Genomic DNA, 26,389 nt, shown 5'->3' with positions numbered 1-26,389 from the left:
TGCATGATCAAAAAAAGAGCTCGAAAGGCAGTGATTCACCCTCGAGCTCTTTTCTCATCTTAATCAAGATCAGCGCATCAAGCTTATCCTTCATCTTGCATTCCGCTTTTCGCTGATAAATGAATTAATCCAAACGAACGCCCATCGTTTCCAGCCAAGCCTTCGCGATCAGGCCGTGTCCGGCCGGTGACGGATGCACCCCGTCCGGCGCCCAGAAAGCAGCTTCGCGGCGCACCGACGCCGCAGCGAACAATCCGTCCAGCGGAACCAGCAGCGCCCCGTATTCAACCGCCAATTCGCGAACCGCCGTGATTTTCGGATCCAGATCCTCGCGCCAAACTCTGCGATCCTCCGGATGCGGCAGCACGAACGGTTCAACCAGAATCAACTTGGCGTCCAGCGCCCCTTTGGTGCGTTCGATCAATCGACGGTAGCCAGCTTTGTAATCCTCGGTGCTTGTCGGGTCACCGCTATCATATCGGCGCCAAGTGTCATTGATTCCGATATAGATGGATACCCAGTCCGGTTTCAGGTCCAGGCAATCCTCCTGCCATCTGTCATTCAAGTCGACGACCCGGTTTCCACTGATCCCTCTATTCAAAAAGGTTACGTTTAACTCAGGAAATTTCATGCCGAACAACGAGTCGATCAATAGCGGGTAGCCGTTACCCAAGCTGCCGGAAAAGTTCCGGTCACGACCGCAATCCGTAATGCTGTCCCCTTGAAATAATACGACATCCCCTTGCTGCAAACGATTCATTCCACTTCCTCCTCATTGGTATGTTGCTAATGTACGTACAATTGGAATTTCGTAGGCTCATTCCTCTCGTGAGAACGCTTCCTAACATTTAAATATTTGCCGTCCAAGGCTCAATTCCTTTTTATGTACCACGCAAATCGTGGATTTATGAGCGAATTTTTTGGCATGTCCCGTTGTATGAGAACAAAGTTGATCGACGTACTTTCCCAGAAGACAGACCGTATCTAGCGAAATTTATTAGCGAAAGTTTTTTGCGATATCAGGACGTTAAATTTCTGAAGTTCATACTTCTTATTCAAAAAAAACCTGCCCCGACTCCAGTCGGGACAGGTTCTACTATTGTTCGTTAAGCTCCGGTTGGCATGGCCACCCAATGGCCTTCAGATACTTCCACAAGCTCCGAATGCTCGAGATTATATTTGTCCTCTCCGGTGCGCTCTTCCAGCAGTACCCGTTTCTTCTTGGATTCGATCTTCGGATCGGGTACCGGAATCGCCGCGAGTAAGGACTTCGTATAATCATGCTGCGGATTGGAGTACAGCTCTTCGCTTTCAGCCAGCTCCACGATTTTGCCCATATACATAACGGCAACGCGGTCACTGATATGCTTCACCATCGACAGGTCATGCGCAATAAACAGATAGGTCAAGCCCAGACGATGCTGCAACTCCTCCAGCAGCTTCACGATCTGCGATTGGATCGACACGTCGAGCGCGGAGAGCGGCTCATCGCACACGATGAATTTCGGCTCCACAGCCAGTGCCCGCGCAATCCCGATCCGCTGGCGTTGACCGCCGGAGAACTCATGCGGATAGCGCGTGGCATAGGCCGGATCCAATCCGACCATATCCAGCAGCTCCTCGACCCGTTTCTTCCGCTCCTGCTTACTGCCGGTCAATTTGTGAACATCCAGCGCTTCGCCGATAATGTCCACCACCTTCAATCTCGGGTTGAGCGAGGCATACGGATCCTGGAAAATCATCTGCATATGACGCCGCATGGCCTTCATTTCCGAAGGAGAGAGACGATTCACAGACATTCCCTGATACAGCACTTCTCCACCTGTTGGCTGGTGAAGGCGAAGGATGGCTCGCCCCGTCGTCGATTTTCCGCTGCCGGATTCCCCAACGACCCCAAGCGTTTCCCCAGCCTGAATATGGAAGCTAATATCATTCACCGCTTTAAGCACATTCCCCTTACCCATATCAAAATACTGCTTCAAGGATTTAACCTCTAACAGAGGTCCCTTGTAATCCGTGCTTGGCACGATGATCGGCGCCGGCTTCGCTTTCTTCTTCTCATCCAGACGCGGAAGCGCGTTTAACAGCTTCAAGGTATAAGGATGCTGGGGATTCTCGAAGATCTCCTCCGTCGTGCCCGTCTCCACGATCATGCCGTCCTTCATCACCGCCACGCGGTCGCACATGCCCGCAACAACGCCGAGGTCATGCGTGATCAATATAATGGAAGAACCGAAGCGCTCCTGCATATTTTTCATCAAATTAAGGATCTGGGCCTGAATCGTTACGTCAAGCGCCGTTGTAGGTTCATCCGCGATCAGCAGCGCGGGCCTGCACGCCAGCGCGATGGCGATCATGACCCGCTGCCGCATGCCGCCCGAGAACTCGTGCGGGTACTGATTATAGCGCGCTTCGCTGTTCGGTATGCCGACCAGCTTCAACATATCAAGCGCCTGCTTCTTCGCTTCCTGCTTGGACAGCTTCTGGTGTTTAACCAGGCTCTCCGAAATTTGTTCCCCGATTCGGATCGTCGGATTAAGCGAGGTCATCGGGTCCTGAAAAATCATCCCGATATCGCGTCCGCGGATGCTCTCCATCTCTTTCTCGGTTTTCTCCGCCAGGTTCTGACCAAGGAACAGGATCTCCCCATTCTTCATATAAGAAGGCGGGGACGGCAGCAGCCGCATGATCGAGCGTGCGGTGACGCTTTTGCCGCTTCCGGATTCCCCAACGATCCCGAGCGTTTCCCCTTTCTTCACTTCAAAGCTGACCCCACGCACCGCGTGAAATTCTGAATCACGGGATTGAAAGGCTACACTCAAATTTTTAACCTGCAATATCGGTTCCAACTCTGCTCACCTGCCATTATGCGTTTATGTCATTAAAGGAATATCATCTACAACTCTTATAATCTATTGACTTTTAAAATAGGCTAAAATAAAATATACTATATCACTCGGAATAATGCAATTTGAAACAAGGAGGAAAGGCAGCTTATGGGGGGGACAGAAGCAGCAAGACCAAACAGACTCATAGGTTTGATAAGCAGCACATACAGTAAGATCCTTCTGAATCCTTCTTATAGATACTTACTATTATTGTTGGGAGCGCCTGTGAATCTCGTGGTCTTCCTATTTTATTTAGTTCACAGAAAGAAGGACGACTACACAACGGCGGAGAACCGCATACGCAGCGAGATGCTGGCTGCCGGATATCTGGAGGCTCTTCGCTCCGAGATTATGGAGCAGCAGAAACGCAAGCACGACTTTTTCAAGCAAAAAGTCAATGAGACGCAGCTCCGGCAGGAAGTCGACAAGATCGTAGAAGCAGGGTTCCAGGAAGTCCTTAAGGAACGGACTGCCAAGGAACTGAAGCTGAACAACCGGAAACGGTTGACGATGGCCGATATGTTTGGTTCTCTCATCGAGAATCCGTTGTTCTTCATTATATCACTTATTCCAGGCTTGCTGATGTACATCCTTATTTTTTTGTACAGCAATCCTTACCTGAAATATATTATGGAGAGACTCGTGATGACGGTCTTCGTTATCTTTGGGGTAGCCGTGCTCGTCTTTACGATTCTCCACTTGTCGCCGTTCAACCCTGCTGCCAACATCCTGGGCGAGACGGCAACGCCGGAACAGATCGCGGCTTTTAACAAAATGCACGGTCTAGACCAAGGGTACCTGGCGCAGCTGTGGAACAATATTAAAGGAATCGCCTATTTCGATCTTGGCAAATCCTTCTCTGGCAACGAAGAGATCACCTCAAGCATCGCCAGAAAGTTCCCAATCACACTGACGCTCACGGTCATTTCCCTGATCATTGCGATTGCGATCGCATTGCCAATCGGGATTATCTCGGCTACGAGACCGAATTCGTTCTTTGACTATACCTTTATGTTCGTGGCTCTGCTCGGGCTGTCCATTCCGAACTTCTGGCAGGGACTGATCTTCATCCTGAATTTCTCGATCAAGCTGCATTGGCTGCCCGCCACCTTTAATCCGGAGAATTGGTTGTCCATGATCATGCCGGTGATTGTGCTCGGCACAGGACTTACCGCTTCGGTAGCGAGAATGACGCGCTCCTCTACGCTGGAGGTTATTAATGAAGATTACATGATCACAGCAAGGGCGAAGGGGCTCAGCAAGGGCACCATCCTGATGAAGCATGCTGTCCGCAACGCCATCATTCCGATCATTACCGTCATTGGACTTCAGTTCGGCGGGATGCTCGGCGGCTCTGCCGTTACGGAGAAGGTGTTCAACATCAGCGGTATCGGCAGCTACATCGTCGATAAACAATTCATCCCTGACATCCCGGCCATTATGGGCGGCGTGGTATACACCGCCATTACCATATCGCTGGTGAACGTCATCATTGATATCTTGTACGCGTTCTTCGATCCACGGATCAGGTCCAAGATGAAACAATACTAAAGCAGGTGTACTCATGATCAAGAAGCTTCTTTCTAAACAAGAAACCAAACACCAGCTGAAATCCTCACACGAGTACAGTCAAGCCAGCTTCACATGGGTTATTTCTTTGACCTTAACGGTGATCCTGCTTCTGAACAGCTTTGATTTCACTGGGGGAACCATCAAACCGTGGGTGTTCACCGCCTTTGCGGTATATGCATTGTTTACCATCATTCAGATCATCATCACCCTGTTGATCCGAAGAGATCTTCAAAGCCAGGGAGAAATCCGGCGCTCGACGAGGATCCTTGGATATATTCAACTGCTGAGCATCGTCACAGGAAATCTGTTTACCGTCACGTTCGGTTTCAATCTGATTAAAAAACAGAAGCCTCCTGAATATACGATTGCCGTCTACATGCTGTTAACCCAGCTGTTTGTTATCGCGGTATCGGCATTGAATCTGTTCAAGCCTTACGTCTCGAATACATTCCTGCCGGCGATGGCCGCGCTTCTGATTATTGCAGTCATTCAGCTGATCGCGCTTATACTCGTTGCCCGATATGTAACAACGAATTATGCACATCCCAAAATGGCCTGGCTTGCCTTTCCGGTCATTCTGACTGCGGTGACGGGTAATATTTTTGCCCTGGTGCTCGGCATCAACCTGCTAGCGAAGATACGCAAGAACGGCAATCCGGCGATGACCCGCTGGGGCGACGTGTGGGTGAAGCTTACCGCTAACTCCACGGCCATGTCCGGACTGTTCTTTGTGATCTTCCTGTTCTGTCTGTCGGTAAGCAGTCTGTTTACCTTCGATTACAGCATCGCGATTGATAACAACTACAGTGCCATCCTACAGCCGCCAAGTCTTGTGTACCCCTTCGGTACGGACAACTTCGGCCGGGATTTGTTCTCCCGAATCGTGTTCGGGGCCCGAATCTCGCTGATCGTCGGATTTGCCTCTACGGCGATCCCGGTTGTCATCGGCGGTGTTCTCGGTGCCATCTCCGGCTACTATGGCCGCCATACCGATAACATCATCATGCGCTTGCTGGATGTGCTGTACGCCATTCCGGGTATCTTACTCGCCATTGCGATCATTGCTGCATTCGGAGCCAATACTCTCAACCTCATCCTGGCACTCAGCGTAGGCGCTATCCCGACCTATGCGAGAACCATGAGGGCGAATGTGCTCCTGGCCTCCACCTTTGAATACGTTGATGCGGCCAGAGCCTTCGGCTCGAGCAATTTTTCGATTATATTCAAGCATATTGTTCCAAACTCGCTTGCACCCATGATTGTCAAATCTACGCTAACCATTGGTGCAGCCGTCATCTCGACGAGCAGCTTGAGTTATCTGGGTCTCGGCGTTGAGCCGCACATCCCGGAATGGGGGAATATCCTTAAGATCGGAAGCACGTATCTAGAGACAAATTCCTACTTGGCCATTTATCCGGGTCTCGCCATCATTGCGCTTGTCCTGTCCTTCAACTTCCTTGGCGACGGACTGCGGGATGCCCTAGATCCTAAGCTGGATTAATGTGCTTCAGTGCCTAACTAATGGTTTCAAAAATATTTTATATATATATAACTCAGGAGGGTATCACAAATGAAAAAGAGTTCCTTGCTGTTACTGTTCCTCTCGCTAGTCATTGTACTGGCTGGATGCAACGTAACAACCAAAGATGATGCACAGCAAAATCAGCAAGAACCATCGGATACAGCTACAGATACATCCGCTGTTAATATTGAACTGCTTGGCATGAGCTCTAACGAATCCGATGTCAACATCATTCGTGACCAGCTCACGAAGAACGGCTTCAACGTGAAGCTGAATCTGCAGCCGGACTACGGCAGCTACAAGGCACAGCAAGATGCCGGAAATTACGACATCGCACTGTCCAGCTGGACAACCGTTACGGGTAACCCTGACTACGCTGTACGTTCCCTGTTCAAAACGGGCGGCGACTACAGCATCATGTCCGACGAAGAAGTCGACAAGCTGATCGACCAAGCGGCAACACAAACGCCTCAGGACGCTGCGGAAACCTACAAACAGCTTGAACAGCGTCTCGTTACGGACAAAGCTTACATCGCGCCATTGTACATTTCCCTGAAGAGCCAAGCGTTCAACAAGGATGTGCTGGACGAAAACTCCGTTCGTCTCTCGAAATCCCGTTCCCTTCCTTGGGAAGCCGTTGATTTCAAAGACCAATCCAAGCGTGCTACGCAGCCGCTGATTCTGTCCCAATCGATCTCTGAACTGACTTCTCTTGATCCAATCAAGGGTAACGATGGTTCCATCAACATCATCAACACCAACATGAACGTACGTCTGATCAACCTGACCGATGATGACAAGATCACATCCGAAGGATCGCTTTCTTATAACCATGCCATTGGCGAAGGCAACTCGGAGTACTACTTCATTCTTAGAGACGATATTGACTTTGCGAAAATCACAAATAAAAAGGCTGAAGATTCCGGCGAGCGCGTAGGCGCTGACGATGTCATCTTCTCCATGAACAGAGCCAAGGACAAAAATTCGGTACCTGATCATCGCACCTACACGCTTCACGAGCATATCAACACGGTTGAAGCTGTAACCGATCTAAGCGCACTGGAGAACACTAAAGTGTCCGGTGGCAGCGAAAGCATCAAGGATGCACTGGAAGCTGGTTTAGATTCCAAGATCACTTCCCTCGTCGACGACAAGAATCAAGCAAGCACGAAAGATGGTAAATACCAAGTCATTAAATTGACGACCACTGAGCCGTTCCCGCAAGTGTTGAACTACCTGGCTCACCAATCGGCCGGTATCGTATCAAAGAAACAAGTGGAATCCATCAACACGTATGACGTTGAGAAATTCGATGTGAACAAAGACATCCCTTACGGTGACCAAAACACGGTAACCGAAGGCGACAAATACAACAACACGCTGTATGCCAGCGGTCCTTACATTCTGTCTTCCAAGAATGACTATGAGGCGACCTTCTACAAAAACCCTGGCTACATGAAGGGTACCGAGCACGAACCGAAAATCGAGCAAGTGAAAGTACGCTTTATCAAAGATGCGGACAGCACGCTCTCCGCACTGCGCAGCGGCGAAATTCACCTGTACTACGGCGTGCCTGAAACGAAATACGATGTGGTTAAAGGCGACAGTAAGCTGAAGCTGCAAACCATCGAAAGCAACGCCGTATCCTACTTGCTGTTCAACACGAAAAACCGTGATGTGGCAACAAGCGATGATCTGAGAAGAGCGGTGCTCTACTCCATCAACCAGGATGAGATCCTGACTTACTACAACAACAACAAAATTAAAGCTTACTCCACCGTCAGCCCAATCGTTAAAACCGGCAACGAGCTGGTCGCCGATCCGGCGAAGGTGAAGGAATACTTGAGCGCATATAAAGCGAGCAAGTAAAAAAAGAGGACGACATTAGCGAAAAGCTGATGTCGTCTTTTTTGATGCGAGGTTTACATGCGCCGCTTAGCTTATGGCTCCCATAGCATTGCTATGTTCGCAGGTAGACCCTTTGCATCGCTCCGGCTGTTTTTTTCATCGCTCCGCATGCGGATGATTCTTCCGATCTCTGTTGCCCCCAGATTTCTATGAATGAATGGGCTAATGTAGAAATCCGGGTGCGGTCTACGCTTACGAAGTAGCTTTCTTTCAGAAAGCTTTCAGGAGACCGCTATCGCTTCTCCAGAATCATTCCGCCTTCTCCGCTGGAGTCTTAACGGGACGGACCTGCATCCACACTTATTCGAAGATGCTAAACAAAACAAAAAGACGAACGATTAGCCACGGCGCAGCTACTCTCTCCCTTTTTGGGAGGGGGGGAGAGGAAGCCGCCCCCTGTAATTAACATATACAGGGGTGGCTGAACAGACGAAGATTGAAGTCTTAGATTATATACGCTTGATATCATCTACAAGCTCGGGCAAGCCCTCGCGGAAATAGTGATCATCACCCTCGTATACCCGGGTGATGGCCTGGGGGAGTTGCTTCGCGTAGTGCTGAGCGTGGGCGAAAGGCACCACGGGATCGTGGCGGCTGTGGTACAGGTACAGACTGGATATGCGAGGCAGCGTGGTGGCAAAAGAATCAGGCAATCTAAAATCTTCATTCTGCCAATCATCGTCTTTGCCCCAGTAGGGGGCTGCGATCAAGAACAGTCCCGAGATGGTTAGCTGGCAGTCTTCTTCCGAAAGATATTTCAGTAGCACGGACCCGCCTAGGGAATGACCTACGAGCAGCACCTCCCCATTCAATGCATTGATTTCATTGGCGATCTGCGCTTTCCACAGAGCGTAATCCGGATCCGGCATGCCGGGAGATAAGACATGGTAAGCTTTCCCGAGCTGATCTTGTAGATGGGCAATCAAGTCACTGCTGCCTTGGTGAATGCCTTGTGGGCCGGCACTATGGATGAACAAAACTTGTCTTTTCATGTTTAGTCTCCTTCCCGATTTTTGTTTAAGGGTATGGACATGTCCCAACAGAATGTCTACCAATCTAGAGTAACCGATAGTAGAGGGCTAGACTTCTTTTCGTTTGCTGACATCTAGCCGGAATCGGACACCCTTTACATGCCCTCATCACATGGAGATGAAGATACCCCTAGGTTACTGTTGCTTATGATCAAACCATCGAGGATTGGTTTCTCTATCAGCCGCAATCCTGGTTGGTTTCCATATACATCAAACAAGCCGCCCCTTCACCAGAATCGGTTGAAGGGGCGGCTCTTTTTTTAGTTGATCGATTACAGGATGAATTAAACCGTCAGCACCATCGCCGGGTCGATACAATCGGCCATGGACCGAACCTCGAATTGGCCTGGATTGCCAGGTACGAATGCCTGCTCTCCGTTATCTCGGCTGCTGAAGGATACCGTCATCGGAATGCCCGGAATCAGGTCGAAGAAGTTGTCGCTGTAGAAGCCTTCCGATTCCGAGGACAACCATACGTGGCGGGTGAGCACGCTGCTCTCCAGTACAAACGACGTGCCGTCGCTTCCCTCGACTTCTTTGACGCGTATGGTCGGGCTATGCAGACGAAGATGTTTGTCATTCACGAAATAGAATGTTTTGCTGTCGATCAGGCCTCCATCCTGAAGCAATTGCACCAACAGGAGTATAGAATCTGCTTCTACGCTTCAACTTCGGTTGAGATATTCCAGTTTACGCCGTATTTGTCCGCAACGATCCCGTAGGCCGGGCTCCAGAAGGTTTCCTGCAGCGGCATAACCACCTTGCCGCCCTCCCGCAGTGCTTCATATACCTGCTTTGCACGCTCGGCTGCATCGGTCATGATGCAGATCTGGACCTGATTGCTGGATTGGACCGGTTGACCGGGAAACGTATCGGATAACATCAAGGCCGTCTCTCCGACGATAAGATTTGCGTGGGATACCCGATCCCGCGCGCTCTCCGGCAACGGAAAGTCCGGGTTAGCCGGCATCTCGCCGAAAGTCTGAACCATGACGACTTTAGCGTCCAAGGCCTTCTCATAGAATTGAATAGCTTCCTTAGCATTCCCGTCCATAATGAGATACGGATTCATTCGAAGTGTCATGCGATCGTTAACCACCTTTTATTTTGATATTGACGTAGATAACTCATATTATCTCCTACAGTGGACACTTTAGCAAAATAAAACGGAAATCTAAGGCTAGAAAAATACTTACCCTTATTTCCATCCATACAGAAGTGTGAAGTCGGCGGTTATCTCCATCTCTCCACCTGACATCCGTTCAATTACCTCAGACGAAACGCTCCAGGATAACGGCGTCATGTTGATCAATTGCTTCATCTGCTCGGAATCCAGAACGACGCGATACCGAATTTCTTCGAACTCGATCCGTTCAAAGTGACGGCTGAACAGCTCCATGGTGCCGTCATTGGAATATGTCTCTTTACCTGTACCTGTATAGAACAAAGCTCGAAGCTCCTGCAAATACAGGCTCCCCGGAATTACTTTCACCAACATTCCGTCACTCGTAAGCAATCGCCTGAACTCCGAATAATTGGAAGGAGACAGAATATTCAAAATGTAATTAAACTGTTCGTCTGCAAACGGGCACTGAGACAGGTCGGCCACGCACCACATAGGGTCCGAATATGTCTTGGCAGCCATTACGACTCCCTCTTTTGCAATATCCATGCCCACACCAACAACATTGGACTCATGCCCCTGCTCCCTTAGGCTATGTCCAATTGCCGAGAGATGGGAGCCTTCCCCGCATCCTGCATCGAGCAGTCTCAGAGGCCTGCCGGATTCCGACAGCTTCTGTTTCTGCATCCGCATCAGACGGTTCGAAATCCCTTCAATCAACGGGCCAAAGAACCCGCTGCTGTTAATCATTTTTCGTGCCTCAAACAAAGCCTTATCATATTTGGTTTTGGCTCTATGGGATAGCAGGTTGACGTACCCCTGTCTGGATATATCATAGCTATGCAGCTTCTCGCACACCAAGCTTGCCAGCTGCTGAACCCTCATGGAACTGCCGCAGATCGGGCATCTAAACATCTTCTCATTCATCGATAGCCATTGTGCTTTTTTTAATAACCTTTCATTTCTGGACACAGCAAAATCACCCTTTCATTCGATCATACGCAATGAAAAAGGCACAGAAAAATAAACTCAAGCCACAATGTCAAAAAAAAAGGGGCCGAGCCTATTTGGATCTGTACCTCACATTAACGTAAGCGAACGAAATGGATCATGACCATGGCAACGAACACGCTCCTGCTATCAATTCGGGCAAGAGAGCTGCCCTATTCCAATTTTAACACGCTGAGAATGGTTGTAAACCCACTGGCCAACTATGCCGTTTAGCAAAATATATCAAGAAAAGGGGTTGCCCTGTGCGATATGATATTTACTCGAGGCGGGATCCACCTTTATTTCCCAAAGAGACTAATATTAAAATCATAATGACATATATATATTGCAAAAAGACATAAATACTATTACTATTCATGTATCCAGAAAATCTCAGGGACGAATGAATAACCAAGCGAAAGGAAGGATGAGTATGAAGTGGTTTAAGAAAAACTCGGTTGAAGATGAGCGTATTGTCAATCTGAAGAACAAGCTATATAAAGAGGTTTATACCTTGATCATGATCATTTGCAGCATTTCCGTCATTATTAAATCTTTTGCGCTATCCCGGACGGAACCCGTATGGCTGGAAATGCTGATCATTCTGGGTGGAAGCTTATATTTCGGCATCCGCAGCGTGGCGATGGGAATTTATTCGGATGAAGTGGAGGTCCATGACCAGCGAAGCAAAATTCCATTCCGCATGCGCACAGCGATATGGGGGCTCATTATCGGTGTCGCACTTGCTCTTTATTTCGGTATCCGCAGCGCGATTCTGTTTGGCAATGACAGCAGTGCGACCGAGATCAAATACTTCTTTATCGTTTTCTTCGTCTCACTGATCATCTATATTCCGCTCTTTGTTATAGTGAATTCGGTAATCCACTATGGTGCCAACAAGGTAAGCCAGAAAATGTCGCAGAACGATCCGTTCGACTTGTAGAAAGGGATATCAGGGTGACTGTCGCATGAAAAACATCAAATTGAAGATGGCCCGGGTCGAGATGGATCTATCGCAAGAAGAACTGGCCCAGATCGTCGGTGTCTCCAGGCAGACCATCGGTCTGATCGAGCTGGGAAAATACAATCCGTCCCTCAGCCTGTGCGTTGCCATATGCAAAGCACTATCTCGTACTCTGAATGATCTGTTCTGGGAAGAGGACTAAGGCTGATACAGCAGTGCAGTTCTCCAGCAAATCACGGTAACTAATGTCTATGTTAAGGAGGTGATGCTGCGTTTCAAGGTAATCATGACGATATCTTTTTTGCTATACGTCCATTCAATTAGAAAATCATACAACAAATCATCTTATAAGGAGTGATCCTGCATGCCGCTACATAACGCTAGAAAAGCATTCACCGTGTTTCTGCTCACCGCTTCCCTCGTGGGAGCATCCCTAATCCCTGACGGAAAAATATACGCTTCCACCCCGGATACCATCCAAGGTCAGGTTACAGAAGTGAAAACAGCACGAACCTCCGACGAAAAGATTGCCGAGTGGGAGAACTGGGCTAAAGACCATGTATACCGATTGGATACGATTCAGCCCGCCGACACGGCGGGCGGTCCAAACCAATATAAGGATCTGGCTATGCTAAAACCATTGCTGCAAGATAAACGTTTCGTGTTTCTCGGCGAGAGCTCCCACGGCGTTGCCGAGTTCAATCTGGCCAAGACTCGTTTAATCCAGTTCCTGCATCAGGAAATGGGCTATAACGTGCTTGCCTTCGAAAGCGGCCTCAGCAATACCTCTCTGGCATATGGTAAAGCAGGACAACAGAGCCCAGAGTCGACCATGAAGGATTCCATCTTCGGTGTCTGGTGGTCCAAGGAAATATTGCCGTTGTTCGAATACATTAAAACAGCACAAAAGAGCAAGCAGCCGCTCGTACTGACCGGTTTCGACATGCAGCTGCAGTACCCGCTGTTAGACGGGCAATGGCTGCAGGATCAGGCCATGGCTAAGCGTCTATCAGACGCTGAGAAGAAATTGTCCGACTACTCTCTTGGTACGGATCTTGCCGCTTATCGCAAAGAGAAAAATCAGCTGATCCAAGTATACAAGGATGTTATAAAATCCTTAAAGATGGAGGCAAACGAGGCTCATTTGAAGGAGCTATATCCGGATAACCCCAAGCTGTCCTTGCTGCTTGAAAGAAGTTTGAACGACCGGATTCGGATAGCCCAGGAGTATGTAGAGCTCTCCATCAAGTCAACCCTCGGCATGGAGAGCGGGGATTATGCACCGTTCCTGGAATCGATGGAATGGCGGGATCAGGCGATGCACGATAATCTCATGTGGCTGGCTACTGAAGTCTATCCAACGGAGAAATTCATCGTCTGGGGACATAACGACCACATCCGCAAGGCTCAAACCGAAGTCATGGGTACGCCATATCCGGTTACTTTAATGGGAGAAAAACTCTCGGACGAAATGAAAAAATACAGTTACGTACTCGGCTTGTATCCGGCCAGCGGACAAACCGCAGATAATATGGGCAATGTGCATGACGTTCTGCCGGCAGAACCGGGGTCCATTGAATCGATCCTGTCGGCCGCAGGTGCGCCGTATACCTTCGTTGATTTGCGTTACCAAAAGCGTGAGGCAGGCAATTCCTGGATGTTCGAGCCGCGTTTTGCCTACAGCTGGGGCATGATCCCCGAAAGTCTGATTGCCCGTGACCAATACGATGGTATTCTACTTATTGATGACGTAAACCCGCCGCAATATATGAGATCCTCCGCTTCATCCAAGGCTTCTATGCCTGCTGAAGAATAAGTTCTATCCTTCTTCTTTGTCATATAAGAAACTTTCATAGGTCAAGATGACAAGCATCCTCTAATGGTCTGCTTCCAAGAGCCCGAAAGCTGTAAACTCTTGGAAAGGACCACGGGGATGCTTGTTTTTTTCTTACGCTCTGTTCTTACATTTTATTTGATCGAGATGTTCCCCGAGGAGGTTTTGAGTTTCACCTCATGCTGGCCAGCACCGGAGCGCCCTTCCGTCTTCCGGTTGCTCTCCTTTCTATCCTCCAAAGGAACGGCAATGGACCGGTGTCCGCTTCCGGATTGCAGCATCCATGTTGCACCAGGTGTTTCTTCATCGAGCTGTATGTTCACGTTTCCGCTTGTCGCCGATACCTCCACATCGTTGTTCAAACGGGTGAACGCAAGTGAGATATTCCCGCTTCGCCCCTTTACCTGGAGGCTGTGGTTTTGCAAGCCGGTTCCCGTTACATTGCCGGAAGAACCGTCAACTATGACCTTTCCTGCATAATCCGCGGGAATTCTCACGCGAAGCTGCGGCATCCGGCCGATATTCAACATCCGAGTGATATCGTTATCTAAACGAATCTTCACCCGATGGTCATCCTGATCGACAACGGCCCCCGGGGAGTTGGCGCCTCGGAGCAGCGAAACCTCCAATGCCTCCACATCCGCTGTCTCCATGAACAAGGTCGTGCTGCCATGGTCGATCTCCAGCACTTCAACCTCCTCAAGCGTTACGCGTTGGAGCTGCTCGGCTTCTTCGCCCCTCGAACCGCATGCACTGAGCAAGAACATGCTGACGATCCATAGGATTGCAGCCGGTACATATCGTTTCATATCTTTCTCCACCCTTTTCAACTTTGAAGCCATTGTACAGGATGACGTTGCGTCACTTTCAAGCTAATTTATATTTATGGTATAAGATAAAAAAAGGGATGGCGATTGCCATCCCTTTAATCATCGAATCGAACATCATTTTAACGAACAACTATTTTATTTTTTTCAACTTGGATTACTTGCGTATTGGAAATAGGCACGAGATTTAATTTAGAATTGTAGTGAGCTATTAAATCAGAAGCTGCGTCTTTAAAAGGTTCGTTGTTATAATGCGGAACAGGATAAACATTTATGAAGTTTAAACCCTCAAACGATTTCAATGTAGTTGCTTTACCTATATCATCCATGAATTTTACATACTCTATATTGGGAGATGTTATTATAGATCCCGCTGATTCTCCAATATACAATTTTCCCGAATTAACTTGATCTGTTATTATCTTGTCTGCCCCTGATTTCCGCAGCTCTTGTAACAAGTAGAACGTATTTCCACCAGATACGTAAATAAAATCATTTCGTGCTAGCTTTTCTTTAATTTCCTGCGATGATGCTACAGAAATATCAAGCTCTTCAACGACGACTCCCAACTTTTCGAATGCTTCTTTTGCTGTATAAATATAGTGGGTGATTTCTTCTGAAATACTCGCAGTAGGAATAAACGTAAAACTCCTCCCTTTCAGATCATCAGCAACGAATTCTCTAAAAAGATCAACAACATCTTTAAACGAAGATGTTAAAAACATATTCAGCATCTTTACTTCTCCTTTTAATTATCACTGGGTATCCGTGCTTTAACTTTAATATAAATCGAACATGCTCACTTCATAGCCCTGGGCTTTCAGGTAATTGAACATTTGCGCCCGATGATGCTGGGCGTGCGTGACGATTTCAATCAGCCACTTGGCTTGTGTCGATCCGTGCTCCAAATAGAAGGGTTTAGTTTTCTTTTGCATAAATTCTTCATCCGTCAACCCATTCATGTATGACTTTACATCCGCAAGTCCCTTCGTCATCCAGGAAATCAGCTTGTCCTTTTCCACGCCGTCAGTAGCGATGCTTGCTTCAAGCTCCCGAATCTCCGCCTCACTCTTCTCTTGCAAAATCAACAAGTCCGTTGAAGGCACCGAAACCAGATGATGCACGAGTTCCTGAAGCGACCTCATATTGTGGGCAGGTCTGTAATCCCAGTGCTCTGCCGAGATTTTGTCGATCAGATTCGAACTGGTTCTAACGATAAGCTCAAGCTCCTCAAATAACAGCTGCTTCATTTCATTCAATTGACTCACGTTTCATCACTCCATTTTTTAGTTATAAGGGGTCTCTGGGTTCTACAGCCAGTATAGCGTATAATGGTGACAACTATTGTCATAGTCATCAAACGATACGGAGATGATCTTATGTCCAAATCCAAACGTCTCATGGAGCTGATGATGACCGTGAACCGGATGCGGAAATTCACGGTAAGGGAATTGGCCGATCAATTCGGCGTGTCCTCTCGCACGATCTTGCGGGACCTGCAGGAGCTAAGCGAGCTGGGTGTTCCACTCTATTCCGAGGTAGGACCGCACGGCGGATACCAGGTTCTGAAGGAACGAATTCTTCCGCCAATCGCTTTTAGCGAGGAAGAAGCCGTTGCGATGTTTTTTGCCAGCCACGCCCTGCGTCACTATCTATTTCTTCCCTTTGAAGCCGAGTCCTCTACCGCACTTCAAAAATTTTATTATTACATGCCCGGGGATGTGCGCGACCGGATTGACCAGATGAAGAACCGGGTGGATTTTCTGACGCATACAAGGCAGCAGAAGGTTGAATCTCTCGGCGTTCTGCTGGATGCCTCCGTCGACCAGCGGGTCGTTACGGTGTTATACGAGAGCAGGAATGGCTATGCCGCGCGAAGCATCCAGCCCGTGGGCATCTATGCAAGCAATGGCTTCTGGTATTGTGCCGCTTATTGTTTTCTGCGGGATGATTTTCGCCTGTTCCGTTGTGACCGCATGCAGTCCGTGGCCTATGATACAACCGGAATCGAGCCGCGGGATCACCGCCATATCCATCTGGGCAATTGGAGGGAATACGGAGCAGAGAAATCGGTCTATGTCCGGATGGTCGTTGATCTGAGCCGGGAAGGCGTTCAGCGCTGTGAATCCGAATTGTGTCCTGTTCCCCATATCGAATTGCAGCCGGATGGAAGCGGACGGCTCGATCAGAACGTCCCTGCGAGCGAGCTTTTGTATTTTGCTAAATTTTTTACCGGGTTAGGAAATGAAGCCACCGTGAAGGAGCCGCAGGAGCTGGTGAATCGCATTAAGGGGATACTCACAGAGATGATGGCGAAATACGATTAGAGGCAGCCAACCTTATGGATTATTCAAACTCTTTCGATTAGAAAATCAATATTGAATATGATTCATCAATTATGTTACGATGGCGTAATACCTATTTTTAATAGGTCAAATTTCAGGAGTGATAAGCATGTTAAAACAACATGAAGAGTTTATTCAAAATCTTATAAAGAAGATAAAAGATGACGAACGATTTGTTGGTGTACTTGCTGGGGGGTCAATGAGAACTAATACGATGGATCAGTTTAGCGATCTTGATTTGATTCTTGTCTATGATCCAACCTTTAAAACGGACATTATGATGAATAGACTGCAAATCGTTGGTGAATTTGGTCACCTTTTATCCGGGTTTACTGGTGAACATGTAGGTGAGCCACGGTTACTCATTGGCTTGTACCATGGCCCTCTTCATGTTGATTTTAAATTTGTAACGATCGAAGAAATAAAGGATGGAGTAGAAAAGCCTGTTGTGGTATGGCAACGGAATTCCTCTTTGGAACAGCTTCTGAATGAAATCAAATTTTCTTATCCTTCCCCTGATCTTCAATGGATTGAAGACCGTTTCTGGGTTTGGATACATTATGGTGCTACTAAACTCGGCAGAGGAGAGTTATTCGAAGTAATCAGTCTTCTTTCATTTGTTAGAGAGGCTGTTATTGGTCCATTAATTTTAATGCAACACAATTCACTTCCAAATGGGGTACGGAAAATTGAAAGACATGCTCCTGAACTTATCGAGGAACTGGGAAAAACAATTGCTCTTCATGAAAAAGAAAGTTGCTATAACGCAATTAAGCATACGATATCATTATATGTAAATCTAAGACGAGGATATGAAAGCGATATACAAATAAAATCTGAGGCACAACAGGTATCCATTAAGTATTTAGAAAAGGTATACAAAGAAATGTAACGATAGTTCTATCGAACAATCGATAAATATTCGTTCAATATAAGAATAGCGGCTGATATACCCAACGCTGCGTTTCAATCAGAATCGTAGCGTCGGGCGTCTTATAGGCATGCAGATCGTACTGATCGATATAAAAAAGAATGCAAAAAATATCCCTTCTTGAATTCAAGAAGGGATATTTTTCGTCTTGGCCTCAAACTTTGTTCATCGTTCAAAACTCATTGCATTCTGTTCATGATTTCAACATCTACCGATCCGCCCGGTAAACCGAACGCCCTCCCTTGACGGTCTCCACCATGCGAAGACCTCCCTCTTCCTTCTCCAACACCACGAAGTCGGCCTGCGCCCCTCTCTTTAATCCATAATGGTCTGCTTTCCCCATCGCTTGCACTGGCAGCGTTGAAGCCATGTCCCAAGCTTCAGGAAATGCGCACAGACCCGACTGAACCAGCCTCCATACCGCATCGGCAAGCATCATGGCTGAACCGGCCAACAGCTCGGGCTTGCGGGCGAGATGCAATCGGCCTTCGGGTGTTAATACGACATTGCCGCCGATATGGGTCTCGTATTCGCCTGGTGGCATACCGCTTAAATAGACGGCATCGCTGACGAGCAGCGCTTTGGAGGACTTAGCGCGGAGCATCACTTTGATGACCGAGTCCGGCAGATGGTTCCCATCCGCGATGATCCCCGCCCACAGCTGATCTTGCGCAAGCTGCTCCCATATATAATTCGGATGGCGCGGCAGCGTCAGATGTGCGCCATTGCCAAGATGCGTGGACATCGTCGCTCCCGCTTCCACGGCTTCCCGAATTTGCTCAGGTGTGGCGGCAGTGTGCCCGATCGATACAACGATTCCCGCCTTCACGCACGCTTGAATAAAATCCGCAGCTTCCGGCCACTCCGGCGATAGGGTCACAATCCGAATCCGGTTCCCCGATGCCGCCTGCCATCTTGAAAACAACGCCCAATCGGGCGCTTTGATGTACCGGGAATCATGAGCTCCCCTGGGCCCTTCTTCCGGAGAAAGAAAGGGGCCCTCCAAATGAATCCCACCAATGGTTGAACGGACCGCTTCATCCTCCAGGCAAGCCGCATCGATAACCCGCAGCAAATGTTCGATCTCTTCATCGCCATTGGTAATGACGGTTGGGTAATACTGCGTTACTCCCTTCTCCCATAAACGCCGGGTCGCCTGGATGACCGTCTCCGTTGTGAGCGGTAAGGAATTGAAGTCATGGCCGTACCCGCCGTTAATCTGAAGATCAACAAGTCCGGGAGCGATCCAAGCGTCCTCGTCACCATCATGAGGAAGTATCTGCTCGATCCGGCCGTCTGGGTTCCATGTTAGCTTTATCCGCTCACCTGTTGCGTAATGACTGCCTACACGAACAAGGGCATGGCTATCCATTCCGGATTTCCCCATACGACTCCCGGTCCACGTACAGCGTGCAATCCGGATGCCGCCGAAGAATGCTGGCAGGACAGGCCTCGCTTATATCACCTTGCAGCGTCCTTTGCACCGCTGCCCGCTTGCTTGCACCCGGAACGACACAGAACAGATGGGCACCTGACATTAACGCCGGAACGGTGAGCGTAAGCGCATATTCCGGAACCTCCTCCAAGCTCGCAAAACAGCCGTCATTCACCTGCTGAAGGCGGCAAGCCTCGTCCAGTTTCACCCGCTTCACCCATAACGGGTCGGCAAAATCGGCAACGGGCGGATCGTTGAAGGCGACATGCCCATTCTCGCCTATGCCCAGGACCACCATATCAATCGGTGCAGCGGTGATCAATCGGCTGTATCTGTCGCACTCCGCTTCAGGATCATTCATGCCGTCGATCAGATGCACCTCTCCTGGAGATACCCGATCAAACAGCTGCCGGGATAAAAAGTTCCCGAACCGCTGCGACGCAGACGAAGGAAGGCCGATGTATTCATCCATATGAAAAGCCGTGACCCGGCTCCAGTCCAATCCTTCCGATTGAACCAGCGCCGCCAGGCATTCATTCTGGGACGGGGCAGCAGCAAAGACGATGCGAATGCGCTCTTTCTCGGCCAGAAGGCGCTGCATGGCCGCACGGATATCGGCGGCCGCCGCTTTCCCCATCGCTTCGCGCTGGTCATAAACGCGGACCTTCAGTTGATCTTGAACGTCTTCAAGAACAAGCTTTATGCTGCGCTGAGACATCATAAAGTCACCTCCATCCCCTACAATACCGGCGTTTCCGGTCTGCAGTTCGATTTCCTTGCGCTGCCGGGAAGCCTCGTAGGTGCCAAGAATAATCTCCAATGAATGCCGGCCGTCCTTCCCGGTGACGACAGGCTCGCGGCCTTCGCGAACGGCAAGGGCCATATCTCGAATTTGCAGCCGGTGTCCGTCAGGTATAACTTTAAACGGTTCGAATTCAGGCAGCTGAACTTGCTGGCCATCGATCTCAAGGGATACGATTGTATCTTCTTCAATGACGAGCACACCCTTCTCTCCATGGATGACGAGCCGCTGCCCTTTCCCGTCGCAGGCCGTCGTCGTGATCTCCAGCACGCCAAGCGCGCCGCTTTCAAATTCAAGCGCAGCAATAACGGTATCTTCGACCTCAATGCTGCGCAGCACGGCTTTGGCTTTCGCGGACAAGGACGCAACGGGCCCAACGAGCCATTGCAGCATATCCACCGTGTGAATTCCCTGATTCATCATCGCCCCGCCGCCATCCATCGCCCAGGTCCCGCGCCAGCCGGCACTGTCATAATAGGCTTGATCGCGGTACAGCATGACATACGCCGAGCATAAGCTGAGCTTCCCGAGGCGCCCTTCTTGAATGACCTGCCGGGCATATCGGGCTTGCGGGGACATGCGCCTCGGAAAGACGGTTGCGAGCAGCACCCCATTCTCCGCGCATACCTCGATCATGCGCTCGACATCGTCAAGCTTGATCGCCATCGGCTTCTCCGCCAGCACATGCTTGCCCGCCCTGGCGACCATCGCGGTCTGCTCTGCATGCATGCCGCTTGGCGTGCAAATGCAGACCACTTCTACATCCTCGCGTTCCAGCAGTTCTTCCACGGTGTCGCAGATATCTCCTCCATATGCTGCTGTCAGCTTGACCGCAGATTTCCGTTTCGTATCGAATACGGCGGTAAGCTCAGCTTCCTCCGTATTCAAGATGCCCTGCGCATGAATATCCGCAATAATCCCGCAGCCGATAATACCGAATCGAACGGGAAGCTTTTCCTTTGTCATGTTCCCAACGCCTCCTCAATTACGCTCTGTTTACGGTGAAAGCCGCATACATTCCCTATTCCCGGATCAGGATCCGAGCCTCCTCATCGGCCGTTATTGTAGCCTCCGATGCTTTATAAATATCGTCATGTGTGATGATGCTCTTTTCTCCCTCCACACGGTTCAGGAAATCCTGTGCAAGGGAGAGGGGGGGCGGTTCCAAAGGCAAAGAGCGCAGCTCCTGATCGGTGATCACAAGCGCAACCTCATTGCTCGATAATAAAGGATCGCCTTCCAGCCGAATTTCCGCAATGCCGTGCGTCCCCGTAATGAATATCCGTCCGTCTCCCCAAGTCCAGCTGCCTGCCGGTGTATGCCAGTCCGCGTAAAGCTGTGCCGTTATGCCGCCAGCCATGAATACCTGTACGCCGGCCGTATCATAGAAGGTCGGATATTCAGGCAGCATATGCTTCGCCAGATAACCGGATGTCGTCTCCACTTCCCGGCCCGTCAGCCACCGTAACAGGTCAAAATCATGCACGAAAAGATCGTTAATGATGCCCCCGGATTGTGACTTGTCAAAATGCCAGGCCGGTCGAGCTTCCGGATTCAGCCGATGCGGTTTACGCATCGAGATATAGACAATGTCCCCCAATTCACCCGCCCGGATCATCCGCTGAACGGTATGCAGGGAAGGACGAAAGCGCTCGGTGAGCATCATGCCTACTTCGATCCTTCCCCGCTCCAGAACGCCGCGCAGCCGGGTCAGCCCCGCCCGATCCGTCACGGCGGGCTTGTCGATCATGATCGGTTTGCCATGCAGCTCACACAGCTCAATGACATCCATCTTCTCATGGTTGATGGCCGCGCAGCCGATGAGGCACACTCCTTCATCATTAAGCAGCGATTCCCGATCCCCCGTCAGTTCCAGGCCGTACCGGTCGGCGAGTGTACGGGCTAACGGCTTATTGTCCGGTTCGTATACTCCTGCACATTCGTAGCCCAGGGCCAGCATCTCCTCGATAAACATGCCGATGTGGGCATGCTGACAGCCGATGATTCCAAATTTCCGCGCTTTCCCAATCATCTTGTCGACACCTCCACAGCCTGCAGCCATTCCTTGATGACCGACAGATCATACGCGAGCCGTTCCTTCGGCGGATAGGGAGCTGCGCATTCCAGCGTAAGCCAACCTGCGTACCGCTGTTCCCGAAGCCCCCTGAGCAGCCCGCCGTGATCCACTTCTCCCTCACCAAGGCGGCACTGCAGGAAGAACTCTTCCCCGTGTCGGGTCAAATTCTTGAACGTTCCCGGCCCGCCCCCTTGCCCGACCCGCCGTTCATCCTTGATGTGCACATGAAACAGGCGGCTTCCGAGCTGCTGGACCGACGCTTCCCCAAACTCCGTGTCCGTGATGTACATATTCCCTGCGTCATGGATCAGGCCAACCTGATCTTCGCCGATTAAATCCAGCAGTCGCAGAGCGCTATCTGTCGTCTCCACCAGGCTCTGATTGTGAATCTCCAGCACGATCCGTTTCCCCGCAGCCCGGGCTTCCTCCGCGCATTTCCGAATCCAGAAGGCCGCCTTGGCATAATGATAATCCTCCGCCAGAAAAGCATTAGGCCCTCCCTGAAAGATCCGGATCATGCCCGCCTCCAACATTACCGCGCGTTCCAGCAGACCCATAAACTGATCATAAGCCTCGGCGCATTCCGCATCGCCGCTTGTTGAGAAATGTCCCATATAACCTGCCAATGCCGGAATCTCCAAGCTATGGCCTTCCGCGACAGCCTTCATTTCGCGAACCCGCGGCAGCGAAGCTTCCGGACTTAAGTGCGGTTCGCGGCAGGCAATTTCGATTCCGTCGAAACCGAGCCCGGCCGTGATCGACATCGCTTCATGGATGCTGTAATCGATTAACGATCCGCTGAATGCCGCTATTTTCATTTCGTCTTTCATCCTTTCCTTCACAGACATGACCCTTCCCGGGCCGATAGTAACGTTCCATTATTTAATCCCGGCCATATTGTGGTTCTGCACAAAATATTTCTCGGCAAACAGGAATACCAGCAGAATCGGAACGAGACTGACCAGTGCAGCTGCGATCATAAGCTGTTCATTGCCGGTCCATTGGCCTGATAAGGAGAGAATGCCGATGGGCAGCGTATACTTCTCATTCGAGGTCAAATAAATGACAGGCGTCAGAATCTCGTTCCACTTGCCCATAAACGTAAAGATCGCCAGCGTCGCCAGCGTAGGCCTGGCCATGGGAATAAAAATCCGCAGGTAAATCTGGAACGGATTGCAGCCCTCCATCTTGGCCGCCTCCTCATACTCCTTAGGTATATTCATAAAAGCCTGCCGCATGAGGAAAATCCCAAACGGCTGAGCCAGCCATTCGATAATCCACAGCGGCGTGAGCGTATCCAGCATGTTCAGCTTATTAAAAATGATGAAATGCGGGATGATGATGACCACCGCCGGAATCATCATCGTTCCCAGCACCATCACGAACAGCGCGCTTTTCAGCGGAAAGCGCAGCCTTGCGAACGCATACCCGACCATCGAGCAGGAGATCAGGGCGCCGACGACGGACAATACGGCTACGAAGATGCTGTTTAACGTGTAGCCGCCAATATTCCCAAGCTGAAACACCTGCGCGTAGTTAGACCATTGGAATACCTCGGGAATCCAGCGGGGCGGAACGGTTGTATATTCCTTGTAGGTTTTCAATGAATTCATGAGCGCCGACAGAAACGGCACAATCATGATGAGCGAGCTGATCCCGATCAGCACGTAACCGATGCTTTTTCCCAGCAGCTTTCTTCTCATGTGAGGCTCCTCCTTCCTCCGATGTGGTTCCACATCTGCAGTTCCATCTTGACTGCTTGATCAGTCATAGTGCACCCACTTCTTCTGACCCCTGAGCTGTATCAGCGTCAGCAGGAACAGGATCATGAACAGCACCCAGGCAATGGCGGAAGCATAACCCATCCTCATAAACGTAAACCCTTCACGGTATAAATACAGCATCATGACCAGACTGGAGTTATTCGGGCCTCCCGCCGAGCTGATGTCGCCTCTTCCGGTTAGTACATAGATCTGTTCAAATGCCTGGAAGGTGGAAATCGTGCTCATGATGACAACCAGGAAGGTCGTCGGTGAGATCAACGGAACCGTAATGTAGCGGAACTTGCGTAAAGCTCCGGCACCGTCTATCTCTGCGGCTTCATACAGATCCCCGGGAACGCTCTGCAGACCCGCGAGATAAATGACCATAATATAGCCGATCCCTTTCCAGACCGCGATGAAGACAAGCAGCGGAATGGCCAGCTTCGGATCCTGCAGCCAGCCTTGCCCTTCCAGCCCCAGTTTGGCAAGCAGCGTGTTCGCCAGACCGAAGCGAGGGTTGAATATGGCGTCGGCGACGTACAGGATGACGGTCCATGAGGAGATCACCGGGATAAAATGGGCCATTCGAAACCATTTAAGCCCTTTCAAACGCTGGTTTAGCGCGACAGCCAGTACTAAAGCGAGAAAAGTCTGGAGCGGTACGAACAGAACCGCAAAATACAAGGTGTTCCACAGGGAACGCCAGAACATCGAATCCTCGGCCATGCGCCGGAAATTATCCAGTCCGCTCCACTCGGGCGGATTCAGCATATCGTAATCGGAAAAGCTGAAGTACAGGGATGCGGCGAGAGGACCTGCCACAAAGATGATAAAGTGGAGAAAATAGGGGGAGGCCATGAGCAGCCCCCATCTCCCCTCATGATCCCATTTCCGTTTTCGGGCGGGCTTTCCGTGCGGCATCGGATCGGCTTTGAGTGCTGCATTGTCGTTTAATGTATTGCCCATTTCACTCCCGCCTTTCTTCCACCCTTGTTTTATTTTTTATAAAAATCATCGAGAATCGATTGAACGGCAGCATCCGCTTCGCTGAGCGCTTGATCGATAGTTGCATCCCCAAGGAAGGCACGCTCCGCATGTTCGTTGAATTTGCCTACCCATTCTTCCCAGACCGCATTATTGTCGAGTGTCTGTGCGAACTCCAGGCTATCTAGGAAGGCCTGGCGGTTAGCCGGCTGCTCTCCCGCCTTGAGGAACACTTCGGATTCCGCTACGGATTTTTTGACGGGCACGGCTTCACCCAGTTCAGTCCACTGCTTCTGCACATCGTCTTCCGTAGCCCAGTATTTAATCCACTCCCAGGCAGCCTCGGCTTTCTCGTCGCTCGACTTCTGATTAATCACCCATGAGTTGGCGATGACCGGGGACACTCGCTTGCCATCAGGTCCCTTCGGCAGCAGCGTCACATCGTAATTCAGGCCGGCTTCATTCGCTGCCTGCACCCGGGCATAGATGCCGATCCGCATGGCTGCAGATCCGCTTGGGAACACGGCGGTATTGCTCTGGAAGCTCTTCAGGTCGACCGGATCCGTAATGATGCCGCGCTGCATGCCGTCGACCATCCATTCGAACGCCTGCTTGTTCTCCGGCGAATTGATGATGGAGTTCTCCGCTTTCTCGTCAAGGACACCGCCGCCGTAGGATTTCATCACGGAGAACCAGCCTTCGGTAATGCTGAAGAACGTCAGCCCGAACTGATTCACGCTTGCAGCGTCAAACCCGCTGTCCTCGGCGGTTTTTCCACCGGCATCCACCGTCAGCTTGGCTGCCGACGATTTCAGGTCCTCCCAGGTCCATTCATCCGAAGGATACGCAACGCCTGCTTTATCAAACAGCTCCTTGTTGTAAAACAGCACGCCGACCTGAATGCCCTGCGGCACGCCCCAATAGCGCCCGTCCGCGTCCTTATTAAAATCGAGGCCGTAGTACTCGTCGGCTTTCAGGTCTCTTGCGATCCAATCCGTCAGATCCTTAGCGGCGCCCCGCTGGGCGTATTTCATGACATAGACGCCGTCCGACAGCCATACATCCGGGGCCTGGCCGGCCGCGATCTGCGTATCCAGCTTTTGATAGAACTGCCCATATGGCGCGCTTTGCGTCTTTACCTTAATGTTTGGATGCTGTTTTTCGAACTGCTCGATCAGCTCCTTCATCTTCGTGTCGGAGCTGTCGCTGGAATAATACCCGAGCAGGATTTCTACCTTTTTCCCTTCATCGCCTCCGGTGCCGGGTGTGGCAGTACCGCCCTTTCCTTCATCAGCATTGCTGCAACCGCTTACTATAACGGTTATCAGCAATAAGGCCGTTAACCAGCTGTAAAGCCCTTTTCTCTTTTTCACAAATCCTCGCCCCCTATTGT

General features: G+C 50.2%; 24 protein-coding genes and 1 pseudogene. 8 read left to right on the top strand and 17 right to left on the bottom strand.

The genetic code is table 11. The features are described 5' to 3' along the window. Positions 1-124: 124 nt before the first annotated feature. Together J7E85_RS30795 and J7E85_RS30790 are read right to left on the bottom strand one after the other, a co-directional pair. A complete protein-coding gene (locus J7E85_RS30795) occupies positions 125-760 on the bottom strand; it encodes an SGNH/GDSL hydrolase family protein (protein ID WP_076322878.1) in 636 nt (211 codons plus the stop codon). Positions 761-1,106: 346 nt separating this feature from the next. Continuing rightward, on the bottom strand, positions 1,107-2,849 hold the full coding sequence (locus J7E85_RS30790) for an ABC transporter ATP-binding protein (protein ID WP_215163821.1): 1,743 nt from the start codon (positions 2,847-2,849) through the stop codon (positions 1,107-1,109). Between the two features lie 147 nt (positions 2,850-2,996). Here J7E85_RS30790 and J7E85_RS30785 point away from each other — a divergent pair, with 147 nt between their 5' ends. From J7E85_RS30785 to J7E85_RS30775, 3 genes are all read left to right on the top strand, one after another. Beyond that, on the top strand, positions 2,997-4,439 hold the full coding sequence (locus J7E85_RS30785; protein ID WP_215163820.1) for an ABC transporter permease: 1,443 nt from the start codon (positions 2,997-2,999) through the stop codon (positions 4,437-4,439). A gap of 13 nt (positions 4,440-4,452) precedes the next feature. Beyond that, positions 4,453-5,961: an ABC transporter permease gene (locus J7E85_RS30780; protein WP_215163819.1), complete on the top strand. Its 1,509-nt coding sequence runs from the start codon at positions 4,453-4,455 to the stop codon at positions 5,959-5,961. Between the two features lie 69 nt (positions 5,962-6,030). Next, a complete protein-coding gene (locus tag J7E85_RS30775) occupies positions 6,031-7,851 on the top strand; it encodes an ABC transporter substrate-binding protein (RefSeq protein WP_215163818.1) in 1,821 nt (606 codons plus the stop codon). A gap of 488 nt (positions 7,852-8,339) precedes the next feature. Here the strand turns inward: J7E85_RS30775 and J7E85_RS30770 are convergent, their stop codons facing one another. From J7E85_RS30770 to J7E85_RS30755, 4 genes are all read right to left on the bottom strand, one after another. Then, a complete protein-coding gene (locus J7E85_RS30770) occupies positions 8,340-8,882 on the bottom strand; it encodes an alpha/beta fold hydrolase (protein ID WP_215163817.1) in 543 nt (180 codons plus the stop codon). A gap of 323 nt (positions 8,883-9,205) precedes the next feature. Further along, positions 9,206-9,556: a glycoside hydrolase family 2 protein gene (locus J7E85_RS30765; RefSeq protein ID WP_353049591.1), complete on the bottom strand. Its 351-nt coding sequence runs from the start codon at positions 9,554-9,556 to the stop codon at positions 9,206-9,208. Between the two features lie 23 nt (positions 9,557-9,579). Beyond that, positions 9,580-10,005 (bottom strand): VOC family protein, encoded by a 426-nt coding sequence (locus J7E85_RS30760; protein WP_215163816.1) that lies wholly within the window; start codon positions 10,003-10,005, stop codon positions 9,580-9,582. Between the two features lie 114 nt (positions 10,006-10,119). After that, the gene (locus J7E85_RS30755) at positions 10,120-10,971 is read right to left on the bottom strand and encodes a putative RNA methyltransferase (protein WP_251036163.1); all 852 of its coding nucleotides are present in this window, start codon (positions 10,969-10,971) and stop codon (positions 10,120-10,122) included. 496 nt (positions 10,972-11,467) lie between these two features. On the opposite strand from J7E85_RS30755, the gene J7E85_RS30750 reads away from it, so the two are divergent. The 3 genes from J7E85_RS30750 (at position 11,468) to J7E85_RS30740 (ending at position 13,814) form a co-directional block, all read left to right on the top strand. After that, positions 11,468-11,977, top strand: coding sequence for a DUF6773 family protein (locus J7E85_RS30750; protein WP_251036162.1), 510 nt, complete (start codon positions 11,468-11,470; stop codon positions 11,975-11,977). A 25-nt stretch (positions 11,978-12,002) separates the two neighbouring features. Continuing rightward, complete coding sequence (locus tag J7E85_RS30745) at positions 12,003-12,200, top strand: helix-turn-helix transcriptional regulator (protein ID WP_215163813.1); 198 nt, start codon at positions 12,003-12,005, stop codon at positions 12,198-12,200. 162 nt (positions 12,201-12,362) lie between these two features. Continuing rightward, complete coding sequence (locus tag J7E85_RS30740; RefSeq protein WP_215163812.1) at positions 12,363-13,814, top strand: erythromycin esterase family protein; 1,452 nt, start codon at positions 12,363-12,365, stop codon at positions 13,812-13,814. 152 nt (positions 13,815-13,966) lie between these two features. Here the strand turns inward: J7E85_RS30740 and J7E85_RS30735 are convergent, their stop codons facing one another. From J7E85_RS30735 to J7E85_RS30725, 3 genes are all read right to left on the bottom strand, one after another. Next, positions 13,967-14,641 carry a DUF4097 family beta strand repeat-containing protein gene (locus J7E85_RS30735; protein ID WP_215163811.1) on the bottom strand — a complete coding sequence of 225 codons (675 nt, stop codon included), beginning with the start codon at positions 14,639-14,641 and terminating at the stop codon, positions 13,967-13,969. Between the two features lie 140 nt (positions 14,642-14,781). Continuing rightward, entirely contained in the window at positions 14,782-15,393 is a 612-nt protein-coding gene (locus tag J7E85_RS30730; protein ID WP_215163810.1) for a peptidase E, read from the bottom strand. A gap of 45 nt (positions 15,394-15,438) precedes the next feature. Further along, entirely contained in the window at positions 15,439-15,927 is a 489-nt protein-coding gene (locus J7E85_RS30725; protein WP_215163809.1) for a DinB family protein, read from the bottom strand. Positions 15,928-16,038: 111 nt separating this feature from the next. Between J7E85_RS30725 and J7E85_RS30720 the strand changes: the two genes are divergently transcribed. Then, positions 16,039-16,986 (top strand): helix-turn-helix transcriptional regulator, encoded by a 948-nt coding sequence (locus tag J7E85_RS30720; RefSeq protein ID WP_215163808.1) that lies wholly within the window; start codon positions 16,039-16,041, stop codon positions 16,984-16,986. A gap of 127 nt (positions 16,987-17,113) precedes the next feature. Beyond that, a complete protein-coding gene (locus J7E85_RS30715; protein ID WP_215163807.1) occupies positions 17,114-17,896 on the top strand; it encodes a nucleotidyltransferase domain-containing protein in 783 nt (260 codons plus the stop codon). 247 nt (positions 17,897-18,143) lie between these two features. On the opposite strand, the gene J7E85_RS30710 is transcribed toward J7E85_RS30715, so the two are convergent. The 8 genes and pseudogenes from J7E85_RS30710 to J7E85_RS30675 all read right to left on the bottom strand — a co-directional run bounded on the left by J7E85_RS30710 (position 18,144) and on the right by J7E85_RS30675 (position 26,369). After that, a complete protein-coding gene (locus J7E85_RS30710; protein WP_215163806.1) occupies positions 18,144-19,307 on the bottom strand; it encodes an N-acetylglucosamine-6-phosphate deacetylase in 1,164 nt (387 codons plus the stop codon). Continuing rightward, positions 19,300-20,091, bottom strand: coding sequence for a glucosamine-6-phosphate deaminase (locus J7E85_RS30705; protein ID WP_215163885.1), 792 nt, complete (start codon positions 20,089-20,091; stop codon positions 19,300-19,302). Before J7E85_RS30705 ends, J7E85_RS30710 begins: the two co-directional genes overlap by 8 nt. 21 nt (positions 20,092-20,112) lie before the next feature. Then, a pseudogene (locus tag J7E85_RS30700) lies at positions 20,113-21,138 on the bottom strand (Gfo/Idh/MocA family protein); the annotation flags it as partial. 55 nt (positions 21,139-21,193) lie between these two features. Beyond that, entirely contained in the window at positions 21,194-22,204 is a 1,011-nt protein-coding gene (locus tag J7E85_RS30695) for a Gfo/Idh/MocA family protein (RefSeq protein WP_215163805.1), read from the bottom strand. After that, entirely contained in the window at positions 22,201-23,067 is an 867-nt protein-coding gene (locus tag J7E85_RS30690; protein ID WP_215163804.1) for a sugar phosphate isomerase/epimerase family protein, read from the bottom strand. The genes J7E85_RS30695 and J7E85_RS30690 overlap by 4 nt, the downstream gene beginning before the upstream one ends. Before the next feature lie 60 nt (positions 23,068-23,127). Further along, a complete protein-coding gene (locus tag J7E85_RS30685; RefSeq protein ID WP_076322856.1) occupies positions 23,128-23,952 on the bottom strand; it encodes a carbohydrate ABC transporter permease in 825 nt (274 codons plus the stop codon). A 60-nt stretch (positions 23,953-24,012) separates the two neighbouring features. Continuing rightward, positions 24,013-24,978, bottom strand: coding sequence for a carbohydrate ABC transporter permease (locus J7E85_RS30680; RefSeq protein WP_215163803.1), 966 nt, complete (start codon positions 24,976-24,978; stop codon positions 24,013-24,015). Positions 24,979-25,007: 29 nt separating this feature from the next. After that, on the bottom strand, positions 25,008-26,369 hold the full coding sequence (locus J7E85_RS30675; protein ID WP_215163802.1) for an ABC transporter substrate-binding protein: 1,362 nt from the start codon (positions 26,367-26,369) through the stop codon (positions 25,008-25,010). Positions 26,370-26,389: the final 20 nt, after the last annotated feature.

It is taken from the genome of Paenibacillus sp. ISL-20 (assembly GCF_018613005.1).
Taxonomy (GTDB): Bacteria; Bacillota; Bacilli; order Paenibacillales; family Paenibacillaceae; genus Paenibacillus_AQ.
This window is presented reverse-complemented; position numbering and strand designations above follow the sequence as displayed.

What these genes read in the sequence shown, in the direction of transcription:
- J7E85_RS30735 (WP_215163811.1), bottom strand. Translation starts at nt 14,641, where the DNA reads ATGAAACGATATGTACCGGCTGCAATCCTATGGATCGTCAGCATGTTC.
- J7E85_RS30740 (WP_215163812.1), top strand. Translation starts at nt 12,363, where the DNA reads ATGCCGCTACATAACGCTAGAAAAGCATTCACCGTGTTTCTGCTCACC.
- J7E85_RS30755 (WP_251036163.1), bottom strand. Translation starts at nt 10,971, where the DNA reads ATGAATGAGAAGATGTTTAGATGCCCGATCTGCGGCAGTTCCATGAGG.
- J7E85_RS30750 (WP_251036162.1), top strand. Translation starts at nt 11,468, where the DNA reads ATGAAGTGGTTTAAGAAAAACTCGGTTGAAGATGAGCGTATTGTCAAT.
- J7E85_RS30685 (WP_076322856.1), bottom strand. Translation starts at nt 23,952, where the DNA reads ATGAGAAGAAAGCTGCTGGGAAAAAGCATCGGTTACGTGCTGATCGGG.
- J7E85_RS30705 (WP_215163885.1), bottom strand. Translation starts at nt 20,091, where the DNA reads ATGATGTCTCAGCGCAGCATAAAGCTTGTTCTTGAAGACGTTCAAGAT.
- J7E85_RS30760 (WP_215163816.1), bottom strand. Translation starts at nt 10,005, where the DNA reads ATGACACTTCGAATGAATCCGTATCTCATTATGGACGGGAATGCTAAG.
- J7E85_RS30785 (WP_215163820.1), top strand. Translation starts at nt 2,997, where the DNA reads ATGGGGGGGACAGAAGCAGCAAGACCAAACAGACTCATAGGTTTGATA.
- J7E85_RS30680 (WP_215163803.1), bottom strand. Translation starts at nt 24,978, where the DNA reads ATGGGCAATACATTAAACGACAATGCAGCACTCAAAGCCGATCCGATG.
- J7E85_RS30775 (WP_215163818.1), top strand. Translation starts at nt 6,031, where the DNA reads ATGAAAAAGAGTTCCTTGCTGTTACTGTTCCTCTCGCTAGTCATTGTA.
- J7E85_RS30770 (WP_215163817.1), bottom strand. Translation starts at nt 8,882, where the DNA reads ATGAAAAGACAAGTTTTGTTCATCCATAGTGCCGGCCCACAAGGCATT.
- J7E85_RS30695 (WP_215163805.1), bottom strand. Translation starts at nt 22,204, where the DNA reads ATGATTGGGAAAGCGCGGAAATTTGGAATCATCGGCTGTCAGCATGCC.
- J7E85_RS30715 (WP_215163807.1), top strand. Translation starts at nt 17,114, where the DNA reads ATGTTAAAACAACATGAAGAGTTTATTCAAAATCTTATAAAGAAGATA.
- J7E85_RS30780 (WP_215163819.1), top strand. Translation starts at nt 4,453, where the DNA reads ATGATCAAGAAGCTTCTTTCTAAACAAGAAACCAAACACCAGCTGAAA.
- J7E85_RS30730 (WP_215163810.1), bottom strand. Translation starts at nt 15,393, where the DNA reads ATGCTGAATATGTTTTTAACATCTTCGTTTAAAGATGTTGTTGATCTT.
- J7E85_RS30745 (WP_215163813.1), top strand. Translation starts at nt 12,003, where the DNA reads ATGAAAAACATCAAATTGAAGATGGCCCGGGTCGAGATGGATCTATCG.
- J7E85_RS30710 (WP_215163806.1), bottom strand. Translation starts at nt 19,307, where the DNA reads ATGGATAGCCATGCCCTTGTTCGTGTAGGCAGTCATTACGCAACAGGT.
- J7E85_RS30795 (WP_076322878.1), bottom strand. Translation starts at nt 760, where the DNA reads ATGAATCGTTTGCAGCAAGGGGATGTCGTATTATTTCAAGGGGACAGC.
- J7E85_RS30690 (WP_215163804.1), bottom strand. Translation starts at nt 23,067, where the DNA reads ATGAAAATAGCGGCATTCAGCGGATCGTTAATCGATTACAGCATCCAT.
- J7E85_RS30720 (WP_215163808.1), top strand. Translation starts at nt 16,039, where the DNA reads ATGTCCAAATCCAAACGTCTCATGGAGCTGATGATGACCGTGAACCGG.